The 17,129-nt window shown below is 62.1% G+C and carries 20 protein-coding genes and 1 tRNA gene; 9 read left to right on the forward strand and 12 right to left on the reverse strand.

What is annotated here, in order from left to right:
* On the forward strand, positions 1-1,886 hold a 1,886-nt coding region (locus ACMLHZ_RS13335; RefSeq protein WP_418668167.1), incomplete at its 5' end, for a hypothetical protein.
* 99 nt (positions 1,887-1,985) lie between these two features.
* On the opposite strand, the gene ACMLHZ_RS13340 is transcribed toward ACMLHZ_RS13335, so the two are convergent.
* From ACMLHZ_RS13340 to ACMLHZ_RS13360, 5 genes are all read right to left on the reverse strand, one after another.
* Positions 1,986-3,272: a hypothetical protein gene (locus ACMLHZ_RS13340; RefSeq protein WP_418668168.1), complete on the reverse strand. Its 1,287-nt coding sequence runs from the start codon at positions 3,270-3,272 to the stop codon at positions 1,986-1,988.
* Complete coding sequence (locus tag ACMLHZ_RS13345; protein ID WP_418668169.1) at positions 3,259-3,906, reverse strand: 5-bromo-4-chloroindolyl phosphate hydrolysis family protein; 648 nt, start codon at positions 3,904-3,906, stop codon at positions 3,259-3,261. The genes ACMLHZ_RS13340 and ACMLHZ_RS13345 overlap by 14 nt, the downstream gene beginning before the upstream one ends.
* A 192-nt stretch (positions 3,907-4,098) precedes the next feature.
* Positions 4,099-5,298: a coenzyme F420-0:L-glutamate ligase gene (locus ACMLHZ_RS13350; protein ID WP_418668170.1), complete on the reverse strand. Its 1,200-nt coding sequence runs from the start codon at positions 5,296-5,298 to the stop codon at positions 4,099-4,101.
* A gap of 121 nt (positions 5,299-5,419) precedes the next feature.
* Positions 5,420-6,064 carry a hypothetical protein gene (locus ACMLHZ_RS13355; RefSeq protein WP_418668171.1) on the reverse strand — a complete coding sequence of 215 codons (645 nt, stop codon included), beginning with the start codon at positions 6,062-6,064 and terminating at the stop codon, positions 5,420-5,422.
* A gap of 234 nt (positions 6,065-6,298) precedes the next feature.
* The gene (locus ACMLHZ_RS13360) at positions 6,299-7,780 is read right to left on the reverse strand and encodes a DUF1846 domain-containing protein (RefSeq protein WP_177566394.1); all 1,482 of its coding nucleotides are present in this window, start codon (positions 7,778-7,780) and stop codon (positions 6,299-6,301) included.
* Positions 7,781-7,947: 167 nt separating this feature from the next.
* On the opposite strand from ACMLHZ_RS13360, the gene ACMLHZ_RS13365 reads away from it, so the two are divergent.
* Positions 7,948-8,024 (forward strand) — tRNA-Val (locus ACMLHZ_RS13365).
* 406 nt (positions 8,025-8,430) lie between these two features.
* On the opposite strand, the gene ACMLHZ_RS13370 is transcribed toward ACMLHZ_RS13365, so the two are convergent.
* Complete coding sequence (locus ACMLHZ_RS13370; protein WP_418668172.1) at positions 8,431-8,691, reverse strand: helix-turn-helix transcriptional regulator; 261 nt, start codon at positions 8,689-8,691, stop codon at positions 8,431-8,433.
* A 152-nt stretch (positions 8,692-8,843) separates the two neighbouring features.
* Between ACMLHZ_RS13370 and ACMLHZ_RS13375 the strand changes: the two genes are divergently transcribed.
* The 3 genes from ACMLHZ_RS13375 to ACMLHZ_RS13385 are packed head-to-tail and all read left to right on the forward strand — an operon-like array spanning position 8,844 to position 9,782.
* On the forward strand, positions 8,844-9,059 hold the full coding sequence (locus tag ACMLHZ_RS13375; RefSeq protein WP_418668173.1) for a hypothetical protein: 216 nt from the start codon (positions 8,844-8,846) through the stop codon (positions 9,057-9,059).
* Positions 9,060-9,587: a hypothetical protein gene (locus ACMLHZ_RS13380; protein ID WP_418668174.1), complete on the forward strand. Its 528-nt coding sequence runs from the start codon at positions 9,060-9,062 to the stop codon at positions 9,585-9,587.
* Positions 9,588-9,596: 9 nt separating this feature from the next.
* Positions 9,597-9,782 (forward strand): helix-turn-helix transcriptional regulator, encoded by a 186-nt coding sequence (locus ACMLHZ_RS13385; RefSeq protein ID WP_418668175.1) that lies wholly within the window; start codon positions 9,597-9,599, stop codon positions 9,780-9,782.
* A gap of 105 nt (positions 9,783-9,887) precedes the next feature.
* Here the strand turns inward: ACMLHZ_RS13385 and ACMLHZ_RS13390 are convergent, their stop codons facing one another.
* The 4 genes from ACMLHZ_RS13390 to ACMLHZ_RS13405 form a co-directional block, all read right to left on the reverse strand.
* The gene (locus ACMLHZ_RS13390; RefSeq protein ID WP_418668176.1) at positions 9,888-10,142 is read right to left on the reverse strand and encodes a helix-turn-helix domain-containing protein; all 255 of its coding nucleotides are present in this window, start codon (positions 10,140-10,142) and stop codon (positions 9,888-9,890) included.
* 107 nt (positions 10,143-10,249) lie between these two features.
* Positions 10,250-11,095, reverse strand: a complete 846-nt coding sequence (locus ACMLHZ_RS13395; protein WP_418668177.1) for a prepilin-type N-terminal cleavage/methylation domain-containing protein — start codon at positions 11,093-11,095, stop codon at positions 10,250-10,252.
* Between the two features lie 171 nt (positions 11,096-11,266).
* The gene (locus ACMLHZ_RS13400; RefSeq protein ID WP_418668178.1) at positions 11,267-11,500 is read right to left on the reverse strand and encodes a hypothetical protein; all 234 of its coding nucleotides are present in this window, start codon (positions 11,498-11,500) and stop codon (positions 11,267-11,269) included.
* 270 nt (positions 11,501-11,770) lie between these two features.
* The gene (locus tag ACMLHZ_RS13405) at positions 11,771-12,094 is read right to left on the reverse strand and encodes a winged helix-turn-helix transcriptional regulator (protein ID WP_418668179.1); all 324 of its coding nucleotides are present in this window, start codon (positions 12,092-12,094) and stop codon (positions 11,771-11,773) included.
* Positions 12,095-12,242: 148 nt separating this feature from the next.
* Between ACMLHZ_RS13405 and ACMLHZ_RS13410 the strand changes: the two genes are divergently transcribed.
* Genes ACMLHZ_RS13410 through ACMLHZ_RS13425 form a run of 4 tightly spaced genes read left to right on the forward strand, consistent with a single transcriptional unit; the run spans position 12,243 to position 15,195 of the window.
* Positions 12,243-12,854 carry a 4Fe-4S binding protein gene (locus ACMLHZ_RS13410; RefSeq protein ID WP_418668180.1) on the forward strand — a complete coding sequence of 204 codons (612 nt, stop codon included), beginning with the start codon at positions 12,243-12,245 and terminating at the stop codon, positions 12,852-12,854.
* A gap of 6 nt (positions 12,855-12,860) precedes the next feature.
* Positions 12,861-13,502 carry an ABC transporter permease gene (locus ACMLHZ_RS13415; protein ID WP_418668181.1) on the forward strand — a complete coding sequence of 214 codons (642 nt, stop codon included), beginning with the start codon at positions 12,861-12,863 and terminating at the stop codon, positions 13,500-13,502.
* A gap of 3 nt (positions 13,503-13,505) precedes the next feature.
* Complete coding sequence (locus tag ACMLHZ_RS13420; RefSeq protein WP_418668182.1) at positions 13,506-14,414, forward strand: glycine betaine ABC transporter substrate-binding protein; 909 nt, start codon at positions 13,506-13,508, stop codon at positions 14,412-14,414.
* Between the two features lie 4 nt (positions 14,415-14,418).
* A complete protein-coding gene (locus tag ACMLHZ_RS13425; protein ID WP_418668183.1) occupies positions 14,419-15,195 on the forward strand; it encodes an ABC transporter ATP-binding protein in 777 nt (258 codons plus the stop codon).
* Between the two features lie 138 nt (positions 15,196-15,333).
* On the opposite strand, the gene ACMLHZ_RS13430 is transcribed toward ACMLHZ_RS13425, so the two are convergent.
* A complete protein-coding gene (locus ACMLHZ_RS13430; RefSeq protein ID WP_418668184.1) occupies positions 15,334-16,413 on the reverse strand; it encodes an acyltransferase domain-containing protein in 1,080 nt (359 codons plus the stop codon).
* Positions 16,414-16,536: 123 nt separating this feature from the next.
* On the reverse strand, positions 16,537-16,995 hold the full coding sequence (locus tag ACMLHZ_RS13435; protein WP_418668185.1) for a threonine/serine exporter family protein: 459 nt from the start codon (positions 16,993-16,995) through the stop codon (positions 16,537-16,539).
* Positions 16,996-17,129: the final 134 nt, after the last annotated feature.

The following is a 17,129-nucleotide window of genomic DNA, read 5'->3' on the forward strand; positions in this document are numbered from 1 at the left end:
TCTCGATCTTCAACAGCGGCAAGAGCGGCTACGACCGGGCGAACATTGAAAAAACGGCGGCGGTGTACGCGCAGCTTTCGGCGGTGCAGATCGACTACGCGCCGCAAAAGGGGCTGTTCACCGCGCTGGACTACCAGTTCACCGACCTGCTGGCGCTGGCGGCCATGCTGCTGCTGGCAAGCCTTTTGGTGCGGCAGGAGCGGGAGAACGGCCTGCTGGCCCTGGTGCGCAGCACCCCGGGCGGGCGGCTGAAAACCGCCCTGGCAAAGCTGGCGGCCCTGGCTGTAAGCCTGCTGGCCGTGCTTGTGGTGCTGTATGGCGTGAACCTGGCCTACTGCCAGCTGAGCTTTGGGCTGGGGCCGCTGGGGCGCAGCATCCAGAGCGTGCCGGCCCTGATGCGCTGCACCATGCAGATCACGGTGGGGCAGTACCTGGGGCGGTTTTTGCTGGCCAAGTGGGCCGCCGCTTTTGTGATGGGCCTGTGGGTGATGCTGGCGGCGCTGTGGTGCCGCAGGGCCGCGGCGGGCTGGTGCGCGGCGCTGGCGCTGCCCGCCGCCCAGTGGCTGGTGCGGCAGGCCATCCCGGCCACCAGCCGGCTGAACGTGATTAAATATGCAAACCTTGCCAGCCTTTTGCGCACCAACGAGCTGCTGGGCAATTACCGCAACCTGTACTGGTTCGACGCCCCCGTGCCCCTGCCGGTGGTGGAGTGGGTAGCCGCCGCGCTGTATGGCGCGGCGCTGGCGGCGGGCTTTTGCCTGGTGTTCTGCACCGCGCGGCTGCGCCCGGCCCCGGCGTTTGCGGGGCTGCGGTTTGCCCGCGCCGGGCGCACCCGGGCGGTGAGCGTGCTGGGGCAGGAGGGGCGCAAGCTGGCCCTGATGAACGGCGCCGCGCTGCTGCTGGCGGCGTTTGCGGCGTTTCAGTGCTGGCAGGCGGCGAGCGCCGAGAGCTATATCGACGCGGAGGAAATTTATTACCGCTATTACATGACCGAGCTCTCGGGCCCGTACACCCACGAGAAATACCTGTGGTTGGAGCAGGAGAGCAAACAGTTTGAGCCGATCCTGCAGCTGGAGAGCGCGATGCGCCGGGGCGAAGTTAGCAGCGAGGCGTATCAGGCGCAGATGGGCGCCTATTACGGCCTGCAGCAGAAGATGAACGTGTTCCAGCGGGTGATCTACGGCAACCTGGACTACTGGAAGCGGCACCCCGGGGCGCAGCTGGTGTACGAGAGCGGCTGGCAGAAGCTGTTTGGGTTTGCGGGCACGGGCGATGTGCAGGATACCCTGTGGGCGGGGCTTTTGTGCAGCGTGTGCTTTGCCGGGTTGTTTGCCATGGAGCAGAAGGGCGGCATGCGCCGGGTGATCATGGCAACGCCCCTGGGCAGGCGGGCCACGGTGGCCCGCAAGCTGGGGGTGAGCGCGGCGGCGGCGCTGGTGATCTGCGCGCTGGTGAGCGCGCCGCGCCTTGTGGTGGCGCTGCGGGACTACGGCCTGCCTGCCCCCTTTGCCCCGGCCATGAGCATGAGCGCCTACGAGCGGCTGCCCGGCTGGGTGGGGCTGGCGGGGCTGCTGGCGCTGGGCAGCGCGGCGCGGCTGGCGGCCTGCCTTTGCATGGGCGCGTGCGTGCTTGCCCTTTCGGAAAAGCTGGGCAATGCGCTGAGCGCGATGTTTGTGGGGGCGCTGGCGTTCTGCCTGCCCGCGCTGCTTGCGCTTTCGGGCCTGACGGCGCTGCGCTGGGTGAGCTTTTACCCGCTGTTTCATCTGCCAGAGCTTTTGCAGCGCGTCGGCGACGGCCGGGCGGGCCTTGCCTGCCTGCTGATCGCCGTGGGGGCGTGCTGGCTGGCGGCGGACTGGCTGCTGCAGCGGTGGAGCCGGGCCCAGTGAGAAGCGGCGCAGGAAAAATAGAATAAAAAGGGCGCGCCCCTGGCCGAAAACGGCGGGGGGCGCGCCCTTTGTGCTGCTTTGGAGCCGCAGCGCGGCGTTTCAGGTGATGGAGGAGTAGGTCCAGCTGCGCTTATGAATATAAGTTTTTAATTGATACAGCTCGTATAGGGTGTGGAAGGCGTCCAGCTCCTGCTGGGTGAGAACATGGTCGTACAGCTGCGGGTCGGTCCGGCTGGAAAAGCGCGCCGCGGGCGCTTCCATTCCGGCGATCGCACGCAGGCTGTAATTGCTGGAAAACAGGCCGCCGCTGCTTTTTAACGTAAGGCCGCCCTCGCCTGGAAGAATGTCGTTTGAATCGCAGGTATCAGAGGTGAACAGGTTGTTGGAACGGAGCTCTACCGTTGTGAAAGCGGCGTCGCCCGCGGAGTAAAAGCCCGCCTGCAGCGCCAGCCCCCGGGTGGAGAGATAGGGCGAAAAGCAGATCTCGGGGGTAAGGGTTTCGGCCCCGGGGTACCGGAGGATGGGCTGGGAGGCAACGGTGCGGTCGATGCTGCAAAGGGCTTCCAGCGCGGCGGCCCGGCGCGCCAGCTTGAGGGCGTCGGGCAAAAAGGGATCCTGCGCACGCTGGTCTTCGGGCAGGGCGGCTTCCAGCAGCTCCACCAGCTCTTCGTGGCGGTATTCGATGTTCAGCTTTTGCAGCTGGGCATAGAGGCTGCTGTTTTGATTGACCACAGAAACCTGCTTCCAGGAAAGCTGGTTCAGCGCGGCCTGCTGCAAGCTGCCGCCGGTGGGCAGCAGGGTGGCCGAATAGTTGCTGAAGGTGGCCTGGAGCGAGGGGCTTTTGTAGGAGCCGGCGACCACCAGAGCCTTTAATATATCCTGGGCGTTCGCCCCGGCAGCGCATTGCCGGAGGGCCGAGCCCAAAGCCTGGGTGAAATCCAGCCGGCCATCCACGGTCACCGCCTGCGCGGGCCCGTTTTCGCTGGCACTGTAAACGGCAAGCTTCAGATAAAAGGAATTGGGATCGGCAAGGTCCAGGCCGTCCACAGCGGCCCAGCGCACATAGACGCCCTGGTCGGAAAAGCTGCCCGCGTAGGGGAATTCCTGGCCCAGATCGGTCTGGATCTGCTGAAAGAATTCTTCGCCGGTGAAGGCGAAAGTATTTGCGGCCGAAGTGGGCGCGGGGGCGGAGGCCGGCGCGGAGGCGGCGGAGGAAGCCGCGCTTTGGGAGGCGGGGGCGGCCGAAGATGCGGCAGAGGCAGGGCGTGCGGGGGCGGAGGGCTGGGCCGGAGCCGGAGCCGGCAGAAACGCGAGACCCAGGGCTGCCACCACAGCAAAAGAGCCGGCGCAGGCCAGAACGGCCTGGAAAAGTTCAGTTCGTTTCATTCGGCTGCCCCCCTTCACCGGCGGGCAGCGGGAATTCGCTGCCCGCAAGACCGTCCAGCTGATACAGGCTTTCCAGAACATCCATGTCGGCCGCAAGGCGCAGCAGGTCAGGGCTGTAAAGCTTCTCCTTCAATTTTTTCAGGGCGCTCTCCATCACGTCCAGAAAGTTAAGAAATTCCTGCTGCATGGAGCTGGGCAGAACGCCGGCACCCTCGCATTTTACATAATTGGCCAGCATCTGTTCGAACATGGGCAGATAGTGGTTGAAAAATTTGGGGAGCTGCTTTTGAACCTGCTCGTTCTGGGCCGCGAGCGTTAAAATATCCTGGCACAGCTGCACGCATTCCTGCGATTCCTTGCGGGCGCCCGGCTGCGCCAGCGCGGCGGTGAGGCGGGCGGTATTGGCCACACGGGCCTGGGCGCCCTGCAGCAGCTCGCGGGCGCCGGAATCCGCCGGCCGGCCGGCAGCGGCGGGGGCCGGCGCCCAGAACAAAAGCGCGCAGAGCGCAGCAGCCGTGAGGGCCGCCGCCAAAAACAGCGCCAGCCCCAGGCCCGCGCCGCCATGGTACAGGGCAAGAAAAAGGGCACCGCCCAGGCCGCCCGCCGCGGCGCCCAACAGAGTTTTGTTTTTCATAAAAGGCCCCTCGCTTTAAACAGATCGTTGCGCAGATGGGCGCGTCGCCGCCGCCCGCTTGTAAACAGTATAGCATAACGGCATCCAAAAATCACCGGGCGGCGGGGAAAACGCCGCGAAAACAGTCGAAAAAAGCGGGGCCGCGCAGCAGCACTGCGCGGCCCCGCCGGAAGGATAAACCGGGTGCGGGGATTATTTGGTGTAGTTGTCGAAATAGCCCTGGATCAGGATGATGGGGGTGCCCTTGTCGCCGCTGCCGCTGGTGAGGTCGCACAGCGAGCCGATCAGGTCGGTGAGGCGGCGGGGGGTTGTGCCCTGGCTGGCCATGTTCCCGGTAAGGTTTTCGGCTTTCTGGTCCTTTTCCTCGATGGCCTTGCTGATGGCCGCTTTCAGGTCGGCGCCGGTCAGGTCGGCAAAATCGTTGTCGGCCAGGTATTTGAGCTTGAGCTCGTTGGGCGTGCCTTCGAGGCCGGGGGTGTAGGCGGGGCTGACGACGGGGTCGGCCAGTTCCCAGATCTTGCCCACAGGGTCCTTGAACGCACCGTCGCCATAAACCATGACCTCCACATGCCTGCCGGTGGCTTCCAGCAGCATGGCCTGCACCTTTTCCACCAGCTCCTGGCAGTGGATGGGGAACAGCTTTACGGTCTCCTCGGTGGCCTTGTTGGAGCCCAGCAGACCGTACTGATCGTTATAGCCGCTGCCGTTCACCGGGGCGGTCATGATCTCATCCAGGCAGAACACAGCGTCGGCGCCCGCGGCGGTGAGCAGGCGCTTGGTGCGCCTGCGGGTGTGGATATCGCAGGTGAGCACGGCCTTGGTGCAACCCAGAATGGCCCGGGGGTCGTTGGCGAAGATGATCTCGCACTCGGCGCCCGCGCCCTCGATCACGCTGCGGTAATAGTCCACATAATCCACGCCGGTGAAGGTGTGCTTTTTATAGCCGAACAGCTCACGGTACCGGGCCTCGCTGAGCACGTCGCGCCAGGGGTCGACGCCCGCAGCGTCCAGCTCGTCCTCGGTGATGAGGTGGTTGCCCACTTCGTCGCTGGGGTAGCTGAGCATAAGCACGACCTTTTTGCAGCCCCCGGCAATGCCCCGCAGGCACACGGCGAAACGGTTGCGGCTGAGAATGGGCCAAACCACGCCCACCGTGCCGCCGCCCAGCTTTTGCCGGACGTCGTTGGCAATATCTTGAATGGTGGCGTAGTTGCCCTGGCTGCGGGCCACCACCGCCTCGGTGATCCCGATCACGTCGCGGTCGCGCAGGGAAAAGCCTTCGCTTTCGGCAGCGGCCAGAACCGAGTCTACCACGATGCGGGCCATATCGTCGCCCTGCCGGATGATCGGGGCACGGACGCCCCGCGAAACGGTACCCACCAAACGCTCCATACTCTTTTTGCTCCTTTGCTCTTTAACGCTTCACTTGCAGCTGTGTGCAAAATTACAACAGTACCATTATAGAGGATAGGGGGGTGGATGTAAATACGTTTTTGCGCTGCCCGGCCACTTTTTATGTTGCCTGGGCGCGGGCCGGGGCGGGGAAAAACACCAGCTTGCCGCGCCGTGGGCCCATGCACAGCAAAGCGCGCAGGGCGGCCGCCTGTTTGGCAAGGCGGGGGCCGCGGGCGGGCCGGGCCGCGGCCATGCGGGCGGCCTGCCGCTCAAAGCCCAGGTACAGGGAAAGAAAGCAGGCGAGGCGGTGCAGATCCTCCCACTGGGCGAACAGCGCCTCCAGCTGCTGCCTGTGGGGGAAGGCGAAGCGGCGGAGCAGCACGTCCTCGAGCCGCTGCTCGCAGCAGAGCAGGGCGCGGTAAGCGGCCGGGCAGCGGGGGCTGGCCAGCCGGAACAGCTGCGCTTCCAGCAAATCGTCCACCCTGGGGGGCAGCGCGCCGCCCCGCGCCAGGGCCTGCCCGCGCTGCCCGGCCCGGCGCATCCCCAGGCGGGTGGCGGCGGCCACCAATCCGCGGGCGGCCAGCAAAAGTGCGGCCCCGCCCGGCGGGAGCGCACGGCGCAGCTGCCGAAGCTGCGCGGCGGCATAAGCCCGGGCGCCGGCCCAATCAAGGGCCGGATAATCGGCGGCAAGCGCCGCGATGGACCGCGCGGGCCGCGGCAACTTTTGGGCGGGAGGGGAACGGTGAGAGTGAGGGGCAGACATATCGATTCACTTCCTTGTGGGATTGATGACCGGGCCGAAAAAAAGGGGCGGCTCGGTGCACTCTATCATACACGCAGGCGCTGTCGGATACTGGCGAAGCTTGCCAGGGAGGCGTAAAAACAGGCAAAAACGTTTTGCTTTAGGTCACAGGGCCACGGAACAGGGCGCCCCCGGGGGGAAAAGGGCATAAAAGAGCGCCGCCCGGCTGCGGGGCGGCGCGAAAAGACGCAGAGTTTAGAAAAACAGATCCTTGCTGGGGTAGACCGGCTCCATGGTGAGGCGCAGACCCAGCTTGCGCAGGGTGCCCTCGTCGCCGGTGTGCAGCATTTGGGTGGAATGCATGTCGCAGTCGCGCAGAAGGGGGATGGCGGCCAGGGCACGGGCGGCCACCGGCGAGGTGGCCGCGCTGACGGCAAGGCCCGCCAGCACATCGTCGACCTTGAGCACGCTGGAACGGCTGCCCAGGTAGTCGATCTTGAGGCGCAGCAGGGGCTTTAACACCTGTTCGCTGATGAGAAGGATATCGTCCTGAATGCCGGACAGGGCCTTGATGCTGTTCAGCACGGTGGCGCTGCAGGCGCTCATCAGGTCGCTGGCCTTGCCGGTGATGATGCGGCCGTCCGGCAGCTGCACGGCGGCGGCGGGGCAGCCCGCGACGCGCTGTTTTTCCAGGGCGGGGGCCACCACGGCCCGGCCCTCGGCAGTAACGCCCAGCTGCTGCATGATGCTCTCGATTTTGTGCAGCGAATCCTCGCTGGCTTTGCCCTGCTTTGCCTCGCAGGCAGCCTTGTAGTAGCGGCGGAAGATCTCCTCGGTGGCGGCGCGGCGGACCACGGCGTCGTCTGAAATGGCGTAGCCGGCCATGTTCACCCCCATATCGGTGGGGCTGCGGTAAAAATCCTTGTCGCCGGTGATGCGGGCCAGGATGGTCTGCACGATGGGAAAGGCCTCCACATCCCGGTTGTAGTTCACAGTGGTCTCGCCGTAGGCTTCCAGATGGAAGGGGTCGATCATGTTCACGTCGTTCAGATCGGCGGTGGCGGCCTCGTAGGCAAGGTTCACCGGGTGCTTGAGAGGCAGGTTCCAGATGGGAAAGGTCTCGAACTTGGCATAGCCGGCCATGATGCCGCGCTTGTATTCGTGGTATACCTGCGAAAGGGCGGTGGCCAGCTTGCCGCTGCCGGGGCCCGGGGCGGTGAGCACCACCAGGGGCTTTGTGGTCTCGATGTAGGGGTTCGAGCCGTAGCCCTCGTCGCTGCAAATGTGGTCCACGGCCATGGGGTAGCCCGTAATGGGGCGATGAATGTAGTTTGCGACCCCGCGCTCGGTGAGCTTTTTTGCAAAGCCGTCGGCCGCGGGCTGGCCGGTGTACTGGGTGATCACCACGCTGTTTACCGCGATGTCCATAGCGTGAATGTCGTCGATCAGGCGCAGGACCTCCATGTCGTAGCTGATGCCCAGGTCCGCGCGCATTTTGGTTTTTTCAATGTCGCCCGCCGAGATGCAGAAGATGATCTCGGCCTTGTCGCGCAGTTCATGCAGCAGGCGGATCTTGCCGTTTACATCGAAGCCGGGCAGCACCCGGGCGGCGTGGTAATCGTCGAACAGTTTGCCGCCGAACTCCAGATACAGCTTGCCGCGGAACTGGTCGATGCGCGCAAGGATGTTTTCGGTCTGTTTGCGGATATAAAGGTCGTTGTCGAATCCGATCTCCATGGATGAGCCCCCACACTTTTATAAATAATACACTTTATAAAGGATACCACGCCCGCACAGCACAATGCAAGCCGCCCGGCCCCAAAAACAGGAAAAAACGCGGCGAAAAAAATTTCGGTTTACCTCTTGATTTTTACAGGTGCCCGTGCTATAATAAAACACGCTCTGGAGGATTAGCTCAGCTGGTTAGAGTGCCTGCATCACACGCAGGAAGTCTGGGGTTCGAGTCCCTAATTCTCCACCAGGAATACCTGGCAGTATGTATTTGTAGTTTCAAATGCATGCTGTCAGGTATTTTTTTGTGCTGAAAGGGCCACTAAGCCTGAATAAGAAGCTGCCTGTAATGATGTGTGTACATTGCGGACAAGAAGCGCCGAATAGAGCGTTTTGATTCCTACCGTGGTGATCCCCAAAGAAACGCAGGTGCAGTATCCCGCATTTCTCGCAGAAAACAATGCGAGCGGCCTGGCACAGTTCTTTGAGGCGCTGTTGGCAGAAGAACAGGTACGGAGCGAGCGCTTTGCCGGATCCAGCCGGCAGCTGCAGCAAGAGCCGCCGCTTGGGCCATAAGTATCAAAATGACCGCCCAACGTTTCAATATCGTTTGGGCGGCCGTTTTGTACCATGCGGCATTTCGGCCGTTCTTCGGATCAGGCCATCGCGGGCTCTTTGGCCCCGGTCATCTTATCTGCCAGATCATCCAGGCTGAGCCCCATCGCGGCACGGATGCGCGCAGCATTTGGCAGCCCGGGAAGGCTTTTTCCCTGCTCCCAGGTTTGATACTCCCGCAGAGTCACACCGCATAGTTCTGCAGCCTTTTCTTGGGTCAGATCCATTTCATTCCTTCGCCGGCCCAAACGGACAGAAAACTCCTTTTTCATGACCTCTGCCAATGTGTCTTTTTCTTTCATATCATTCCTCCTCTAAAAGAAATGATATGGAACTATCCAGAATATCCCATGAAAAACTTTTCGTAAAATGGGAATTTCAAGAATATCAGTAAAAAAGCACAATAAAGCCCTTAAAAATGCAATTTTCTTTTGCTTAAAGCCCACGTAACGATGTGGGCTTTTTTCTGTTTGAAGCAAAAATTCAAGAAGGGAAGACCGCATCGCATGAAGAAAAAATACAGCGCCTGATCGTGCTGCTGCCTTTTCACTTTGCTCATGGCGGAAGCCTGGAAGACTGGCTGCGCTCCCGCGCGATGGACTGCCATTCCCGCACCAACGCCCGGATGCTGCGCATCAGCGACGAGGCACCGCAGCTGATCCCCCTGTAGGTGGAGGCCGCGACCATTACCGACACATACTGGCTTAAACCCCAGGGCAGCGCTTTGCAGTACCAGGATGTATGCTTTCGGGAGAACGCGTACTGGAAATTCGCCCTGAATGGCCCCAGTGTGGACGATTTCAGCCGGCCCTTCAGCCGCACGCCGGAGCTTACAAACACCGGCAGCTTTGAAAAGTGCTGGAAGCTGGAGCCGGCCCGTGCGTTGGGCCTGAAATCAGACCGGCATTTGCAGAACTGCGAAAGCTTGCGCGGCCTTGCGCCGGCGCTGGCGCTGCACATTCCCAATGAGAAGGCCGGCGCGGACTTTTTAAAGGACTGGCAGAACCTGGTGCTTTTGCATCATGTGCCGATCCAGCTGCCGCCGCTTGCCCCGGGTCAGCTTGACAGGATGGCCGGCGCGATCCGCTGCGACGTGGACAAAGAAAAAGCAACCGCGTTTTTACAATACCGATATGACCACATGCAGCAGGCGATCGGGAGAAATCTTTCGTTGAATCCGATTCCACTAGAGTTATGAGGGGGAGCGATGAATAGCCCAATTAAGGCTGCGCGTGAAGCTGCAGGGCTTACCGTGCGGGAACTCGCAGCGGTGGCCAAAATCAACAAAAACACCTTGTGTGCAATCGAAACTGGAAAAACGATCCCCCGCGCGGATACACTGCGCCGCATTGCGGATGGCTTGGGCAAAACCTTGGATGAACTTTGGCCGTAAAAAATAATAAGTGCAATCAGTAAAAAAAGAGCCGCTTTTACAAGCGACTCTTTTTGGGGGATCCGCCAAAAAGCGATCCTGTGCCGGAGCCCCTTTTTCACGGGATCAAACGGTGGCCTCTTCCTGCTGCGCCTGGCGCAGCTTTTCGGCGCGGAGCTCTTGTGCAAGCGTGTCCAGATCGAGGCTTAACGCGTGGGCGAGATAGATCAGGGTATCCAGCGACGGAAGGCTGTTCCCGTTTTCAAGCTCCTGGTAAGCCCGTGTGGAGATACTGCATTCCCCGGCAACATGTTCCTGAGTCAGATGAAGCTGTTTTCGGCGCTCTTTGATGATTTTAGAAAAACTTTCATTAATTGACATATTATTCTCTCCTTTCACGGGGAATGGTATGTTAATTAATGGGAAAGTCCACGAATTATAATTCGCTTTTTCTGTTATTATCTTATAAAGACCTTTGAGCCAGGAGGCTAGACAGGTGTGTCGGGCATTTGATCGTAGACCGAATAGGTGTAGTTAAAATCTTTTTTGGTGCTGCCGGTCTGCTGCTGCCCGGTATATTCGGCCCAGTCGGACTCGATACGGCTGAAAACGTTATAGGTGCCGCTGTTCAGGGTGGCGGAGGTGATGGTTATATAGCCTGCGGTGTAAGTTCCGTACCGGGAGTTATAGCGCATAACCTTTACTTTTTGGCCCAGTGCGCAGGCGGAAATATCCACCGAGGACCAATAAAGGTAATAGGCACCCTTGCCGCCCAGAACGCCTTGCGCCTGGATGGACCAGCTCTGCATATCGCTGTCGCTCAAATCGAACCCCAGCGTTTCCAGGGCGGCGGTGACGTTGTTCAGGTGGATTGGGTCGGTGCAGGTGGAATCCACAGTAAGAGTGCCGTTTTTGATGCGGTCGATGGTGGCCTGCACGTCCGGGGCGTACCCGCTGCCGTTCAGCATATCGTCGACGCCGCCTGCAAAGTTGGAGCCATAGGTGTTGCCGTGCACCCGGCAATTCACCTGGATGGAGCCGCTGTGGCGAACCGCGCGGTAAGCGCCCCCCTGAGGGCAATGCCACTGGGCCGCGGCTGCCAGCGCCGCCAGTTCGCTGGCGCTGAAAACCCCATCGCCCTGCTTTTGGGCCAATTCGTCGGCCTGGAGCTGCCGCAGCAGGCCCGCGCGCTGGGAGGCGCACACGGTTTCCTGCGCCTTACCGATATAGCCGGTCATAACAGGAATCGCGGCCGCAGCCAGAACTGCCAGGATCACCAGCACCACGATCATCTCTACAAGGGTAAACCCTGGTTTTTGCCACTTTCCGGTCATGCACGCCGCCCCTTTTCCGCCGCAGAAACATCCGCGCGCCGCGCGATTTCTGCGTTTCGTGTGATTTCGACATCATTATATCACAAATACGGGCATTCGTGTGAAGCGAAACCTTCTTGCTGTGAGGGCGGAAAATCGCGAAAAAGGAGACTGAGTGTGCGGCGGGACGTTTCAGGGGAGCTGATCCAGCACGGCGTCCATAAAATGTGCCGGTTCCAGCTGGCCGCCGGTAAAGCGCCCGGCCAGCGCGCGGACAAAGCGCTCGTCCAGCGAAATGTCGGGGATGCTTTGGCACAGGGAAAGCCGGCCGTTTTGCAGTTGCCAGCAATGGAGGCCAAAGGTTTCATGGCAGACCCCGCCCTCGCCGGGCAAGACCTCCGCAAAAGGCAGATACAGATAGTTCACTTTGCTACAACCCTCCCTTCTGCTTCTGCAAACCGGACGCCGGGAAAACCGCAATTCCAAGGCGGCGGGATCTTTGGCAGAAGTTCGGGAGGAACACAGGTGCCCGGTGCGGCTGTGCACCAGCGCAGGGTATACATGACACTCCCTCCTCCTTTGAAATTTTATTCCAAGATTTCCCATGTTGCAACGAACTTTACTTCGCATCTGCCAAAAACAGGCAGGGCGCGGCTTTTGCCGCGCCCTGTTAAATGTTTCAAGAGCCTGATGCGCTTAATCGGCGCTGTGCTGGTACTCCAGGCCCCAATCGCACATGGCGTCCAGCACCGGTTTTAAGCTGTAGCCTGTTTGGGTGAGAGTGTACTCCACCCGGGGTGGGACCTCGGCATATACCTTGCGGGTCAGAAGGCCGCTGGCCTCCATGGCGCGCAGCTGAGCGGTGAGCACCTTTTGGGTCACGCCCCCCACCGAGCGCTGCAGCTCGCCGAAACGGCGGGTACCCCCCAGCAGGTCCCGCAGGATCAGCACCTTCCACTTGTTGCCGATCAGGGTTAGGGTAGCCTCTACCGGGCAGGCCGGCAGATCGCTTTTTTTCATTGCAGCGCCTCCTTAAGTACCTTTTTGATACTATGATCCGCAAATGTGCGTACTTTACAAAAAGTCTTTACAACCCTATTATAAGAGCATGGGGCGTAAAAAGCAAGAGGCAGCCCCTGTATCCCCGGTTTAAAAAGGAGTCGATGGCATGGACGCAACGGCAAAAAAATATGTGAACCTGTTCCGAACGGTAAAGATCGCCACCGCGGCCACGGTGGACGAGGAGGGCCGCCCCCAGGCGCGCATCATCAACGTGATGCTGGCGCGGGACGAGGGGATGTATATCGTTACCTCCCGGGGGAAACCCTTCCACAAGCAGCTGACCCAAACGGGCCGCATTGCCCTGGCCGCCATGTGCCCGGACTGCCAGTCGCTCAAATTCACAGGCAGGCTGCGGGTGGTGGACAAGAGCTGGGTGGATCGGGTGTTTGAGGAAAACCCCGGAATGAACGAGGTTTATCCCGGCGAGAGCCGCTACGCGCTGGATGCGTTTCATATTTACGAGGGGCAGGGCGAGTGGTTCGACCTGCTGAATTACCCCATCAACCGCGAAAGCTTTGCGTATGGCGGCGGTGCGGCGGAGCCGGCCGGCTTTGTAATTGGGGAAAGCTGCATTGGGTGCGGCGCCTGTGCCAAGGCGTGCCCCCAACAGTGCATTGCGCCCGGCAAGCCCTATGCCATTGCGCCGCAGCACTGCCTGCAGTGCGGGCTTTGCGCCGAGGTGTGCCCCGCGGGCGCGGTGCGCCGGCTGCACAGGTGAATGCCGATGGAGCTGGTGCATGAGATTTTCAGCCTGTATGCTGAGCGCGCGGGCTGGTTTGTGGAGCTGCTGGGCAGCCACATGCAGCTGGCGCTGACCGCCATTGCAATGGCGGGAGCGATCGGCCTGGCGCTGGGCGTCTGGGTGGCCGAGCACCCCAAGGCCGCCCCTTTTGTGATCGGGGTGTGCAACGTGTTTTACACCATTCCCGCCATCTCGCTGCTGGGCATCCTGATCCCGTTCACGGGTATTGGGAACAAGACCGCGGTGATCGCCCTGACCATTTACGGGGTCATGCCCATGGTGCGCAACACCCACGCGGGCCTTACCTCCATCGACCCGGATGTTCTGGAGGCCGCCCGGGGCATGGGCAGCACCCAAGGGCAGATCCTGGCGCGGGTCAAGCTGCCGCTTGCGGCGGGGGTGATCCTGGCCGGGGTGCGCAACATGGTGGTGATGACCGTGTCGGTGGCGGGGATCGCCTCGTTTGTGGGCGCAGGAGGCCTGGGGGTGGCGATCTACCGGGGCATCACCATTTATAACCCTGCCATGACCGCGGCGGGCAGTATTTTGATCGCGCTGCTGGCCCTGAGCTGTGATTTTTTGCTGGGCCTTTTGGAAAAATATTTTAAAAAGAGAGGAACCTGACCCATGAAAACATTGCGGAAGATCAGCGCCGCCCTGCTGGCGGCCGCCCTTTTGGCTTTGGCCGCAGGCTGCGCCAAGGGCAATGCCTCCGGCCCCATCAAGATCGCCACAAAGCCCATGACAGAACAGTACATCCTGGGGGAGATGCTGGGGCTTTTGATCGAGGACAGCACCGATTACAAGGTGCAGATCACCAAGGGGGTGGGCGGAGGCACCAGCAACATCCAGCCCGCCATGGAAAAGGGCGAGTTTGACCTGTACCCTGAGTACACCTCCAGCGGCTGGGTGATGGTGCTGGGCAACAGCCCCGAGGGCGTGGCGGACGACGAGATGTTCGACAAGCTGAAAGCCCAGTACGAGGAGAAGTTCAACATGACCTGGCTGGGGCTGTACGGCTTTAACAACACCTTCACGGTGGCGGTGCGGGGCGACGCGGCCCGGCAGTACGGCCTGGAAAAAACCAGCGATCTGACCGCCGTGGCGGGCGAGCTGAATTTTGGCGGCAACCCGGATTACATTGAGCGGGAGGACGGCTTTGGAAAGCTGTGCGAGGCCTACGGCCTCAGCTTCAAGAGCGTTTCGGACATTGACATCGGCCTGAAATACCAGGCGCTGGCTTCCGGCGACATCGACGTGACCAACGCCTTTACCACCGACGCTCAGCTGGCCAACGCCGACGTGGTGACCCTGGAGGACGACCTGCACCTGCAGGTGAACTACTTCTGCTCCACCGTGGCGCGCCGGGACACCCTGGAAAAGTACCCGGGGCTGGAGGCCGCGCTCATGAAGATGGACGGCATTTTGAGCGACGCCGAGATGGCCGCCTTGAACTACAAGGTGGAGGTGGAGGGCGCCGACGAAAAACAGGTGGCCCGGGATTTCCTGGTGGAAAAAGGCCTTTTGGAGGGGTAAGCAGATGGCACAGCCGGTGATCCGGTTTGAAACGGTAAGCAAGCTGTACGGCGGCCAGCCGGTGCTGCACAGGCTGGATCTGGCGGTGGAGCAGGGGGAGTTCTTGACCTTGATCGGCCGCTCGGGCTGCGGCAAGACCACGGCGCTGAAGCTCATCAACGGGCTGATCGCGCCGGACGAGGGCCGGGTGCTGGTGAGGGGGCAGGACGTGGCCGCGGCTGACCAGATCGCGCTGCGCCGGCAGATCGGCTACGCCATCCAGGGGGTGGGGCTTTTCCCCCACATGACGGTGGAAAAAAACGTGGCCTACGTGCCCTCGCTGGGCGGCCTGTGGCAGAAAGGGGAAACCCCTGCCCGGGTGGAGGAGCTGCTGGGGCAGGTGGGGCTGGACCCGGCGCTGGCAAAGCGCTACCCCCGCGAGCTTTCGGGCGGGCAGCGCCAGCGGGTGGGCATTGCCCGGGCGCTGGCCGCGGGGCCGGATCTTTTGCTGATGGACGAACCCTTTGGCGCGGTGGACGAGATTACCCGGGGCCAGCTTCAGGATGAATTGCTGCGCATCCACCGGCAGCGGGGCATCACGGTGGTGTTTGTGACCCACGACATTGCAGAGGCGGTAAAGCTGGGCACCCGGATGCTGGTGATGGACGCGGGCAGGGTGGAGCAGTGCGCGGCCCCCGCCGAGATATTGCGGCAGCCGGCCACCCCGTTTGTGGAGCAGCTGGTGCGCAAAGAGCGGCAGCTTTACCTGCTGCGGCAGGCCGAGGCGGGCAAGCTGGCCTGAAAAAGGACAAAACGCGCCCCGGTGGAACCCGTTTCCACCGGGGCGCGTTTTCGATTGCTTTGAAATATAATCCCCGCCCCCGAAGCGGCGCAGGGGCGGGCAGCGCCCAGAACAGCGTTTGCCGGGCTGCGGGCAGCCTTACAGCAGCATGGCGCCGCCCACATCGAACAATTTGCCGCCGGAGGTCAGATGGGCCAGTACGGCCTGCTGCAGGCTGGTGCGGGCGGCCGAGGCAGGCAGCCGGTCCACCGGGGTATCGGTGCGGAAAACAAAGCGGGCGGCCGAGCCCTCGCCCGGCAAAGAAAAGCGGGCAAAACGGCCCGCCAGATGCAGAATACGGCTGGTGGGGGGCAAAAACTGCGCCAGCTGGGGATCCAGCATCCAGCTATGACACACCGCCAGCGCCGCGGGCTGGCCCGCGGCCGCGAAAAAGCGCTTTGCAGCCCGCAGGCTGTCGTCCACCGCGGTGGGGGAGAGGTCGGCACCCGCCGGAATGTGAAGGTTCAGCACCCGCAGCCCGGGGGCCAGCACAGGGGAAAGGCCTGCCACGGGCAGCTCGGTGAGCTGGGCCGAGATGGAGCCGGAAAGGGGATCGATCAGGTGCCCGGCCGCAAGCTTCCCCTCCTGCCGGTATGCGGTGGTGAAAACCGCATGCTCCGGCGGGCAAACGCGCCCCTGGGCATCCACGGGAAGGCCGCCGCCCGCCAGCAAAAGCAGCCCGCCGCCGGGAGCCGCCCAGCCGTAAACGGAAAAGCGGCTTTCAATGGGTTGGTATTGCAGGCTGCCGATCTCGAACAGATCGCCCGCATAGGGCAGAACCGCCCAATGCAGCTCGGCCAGGCCGGGGCGGCCGGTTTCACGCTCGAACCAGGCTTCCCAGCGCAGCATGTCGCCGAAGGTGGCCCGAAGCTGGGCCTCGCCTGCGCCCATGCCCCGCTGATACTCCAGCGCGCCGGGCAGGCAGGCGGCCAAAGCCCCCAGGGGGAAAAGGTCGGCCGTCGTTTGCCCTTTGGCCGCAGCGGCCAGGGTGAGCTGCTTTAAGAGCTGGCCGGCCCGGGGAGCGTCGTGCGCCTGCAGCAGGGCGGCGCGCAGCGCACCCAGTTCTTCGGGGAGCCCCGCAAGAGTGGCCGCGGCATCCAGCGCGCGCTGACAGGCCAGCCAGAAGGCCTCGTTTTTTCCGATGTAGTCACAGCAGAGGGCAATGTTCAAACGCTCCATTTTCCATTCCTCGCAAGCCCGGGCGCAGCCCGTGTATTTGTTCTCAGTTTACCAGCCGGCGGCTGTGTTTGCAAGCCGGAGATTGAAAGCTGGTTTGCGGCAGCCCTCAAAGAAAGGGCGGGCTCAAACGCGGGGCTTTGGGGCGGGTGCGCCTGCCAGCCGCCGAAACAGCCCGGCGGGCAGTTCGAAGCCCAATAAAATGGCCAGTACCATGGCGGCCGCTGTTTTTATGGTGAAAAAGCCGGTGCTGCCCGCCGCGGCAAGATCGCCCGTGACGGTGTAATAGGCGGTGTGGTAAATGCCGAGGCCCGGCACCAGCGGAAAAATGCCGGAGATCAGGAAAATGGTCACAGGGCAGCGCCGCTGCACCGAGGAAAAGCGGCTGAGCGCCACCACGGCCAGGGTGGCGAAAAAGGTGGCGGGAATGGCGGTGAGGCCCGGCCGCAGGGCCAAAAACAGCAGCCAGCCGGCGGCGCCGGTGAGGGCGCAGCGCAGGTAATACCGCCCCGGCACGTGGAACAGCACGGCAAACGCCAGGGTGCCAAGGCCGGCCGCCAGAACTTCGCATGCAAAGCGCAGCATAATTTACACCCCCATACAGGCGTTATAGCCCGCCATTACAAGGCCCACCCCAAAGGCGGCGCACACCACCACCAGGATCACGTCCAAAAGCCGCACGGTGCCGGAGATATAGTCCTCGTCGGCAATGTCGCGGA

Source organism: Allofournierella sp. (genome assembly GCF_048388525.1).
Taxonomy (GTDB): domain Bacteria; phylum Bacillota; class Clostridia; order Oscillospirales; family Ruminococcaceae; genus BQOK01.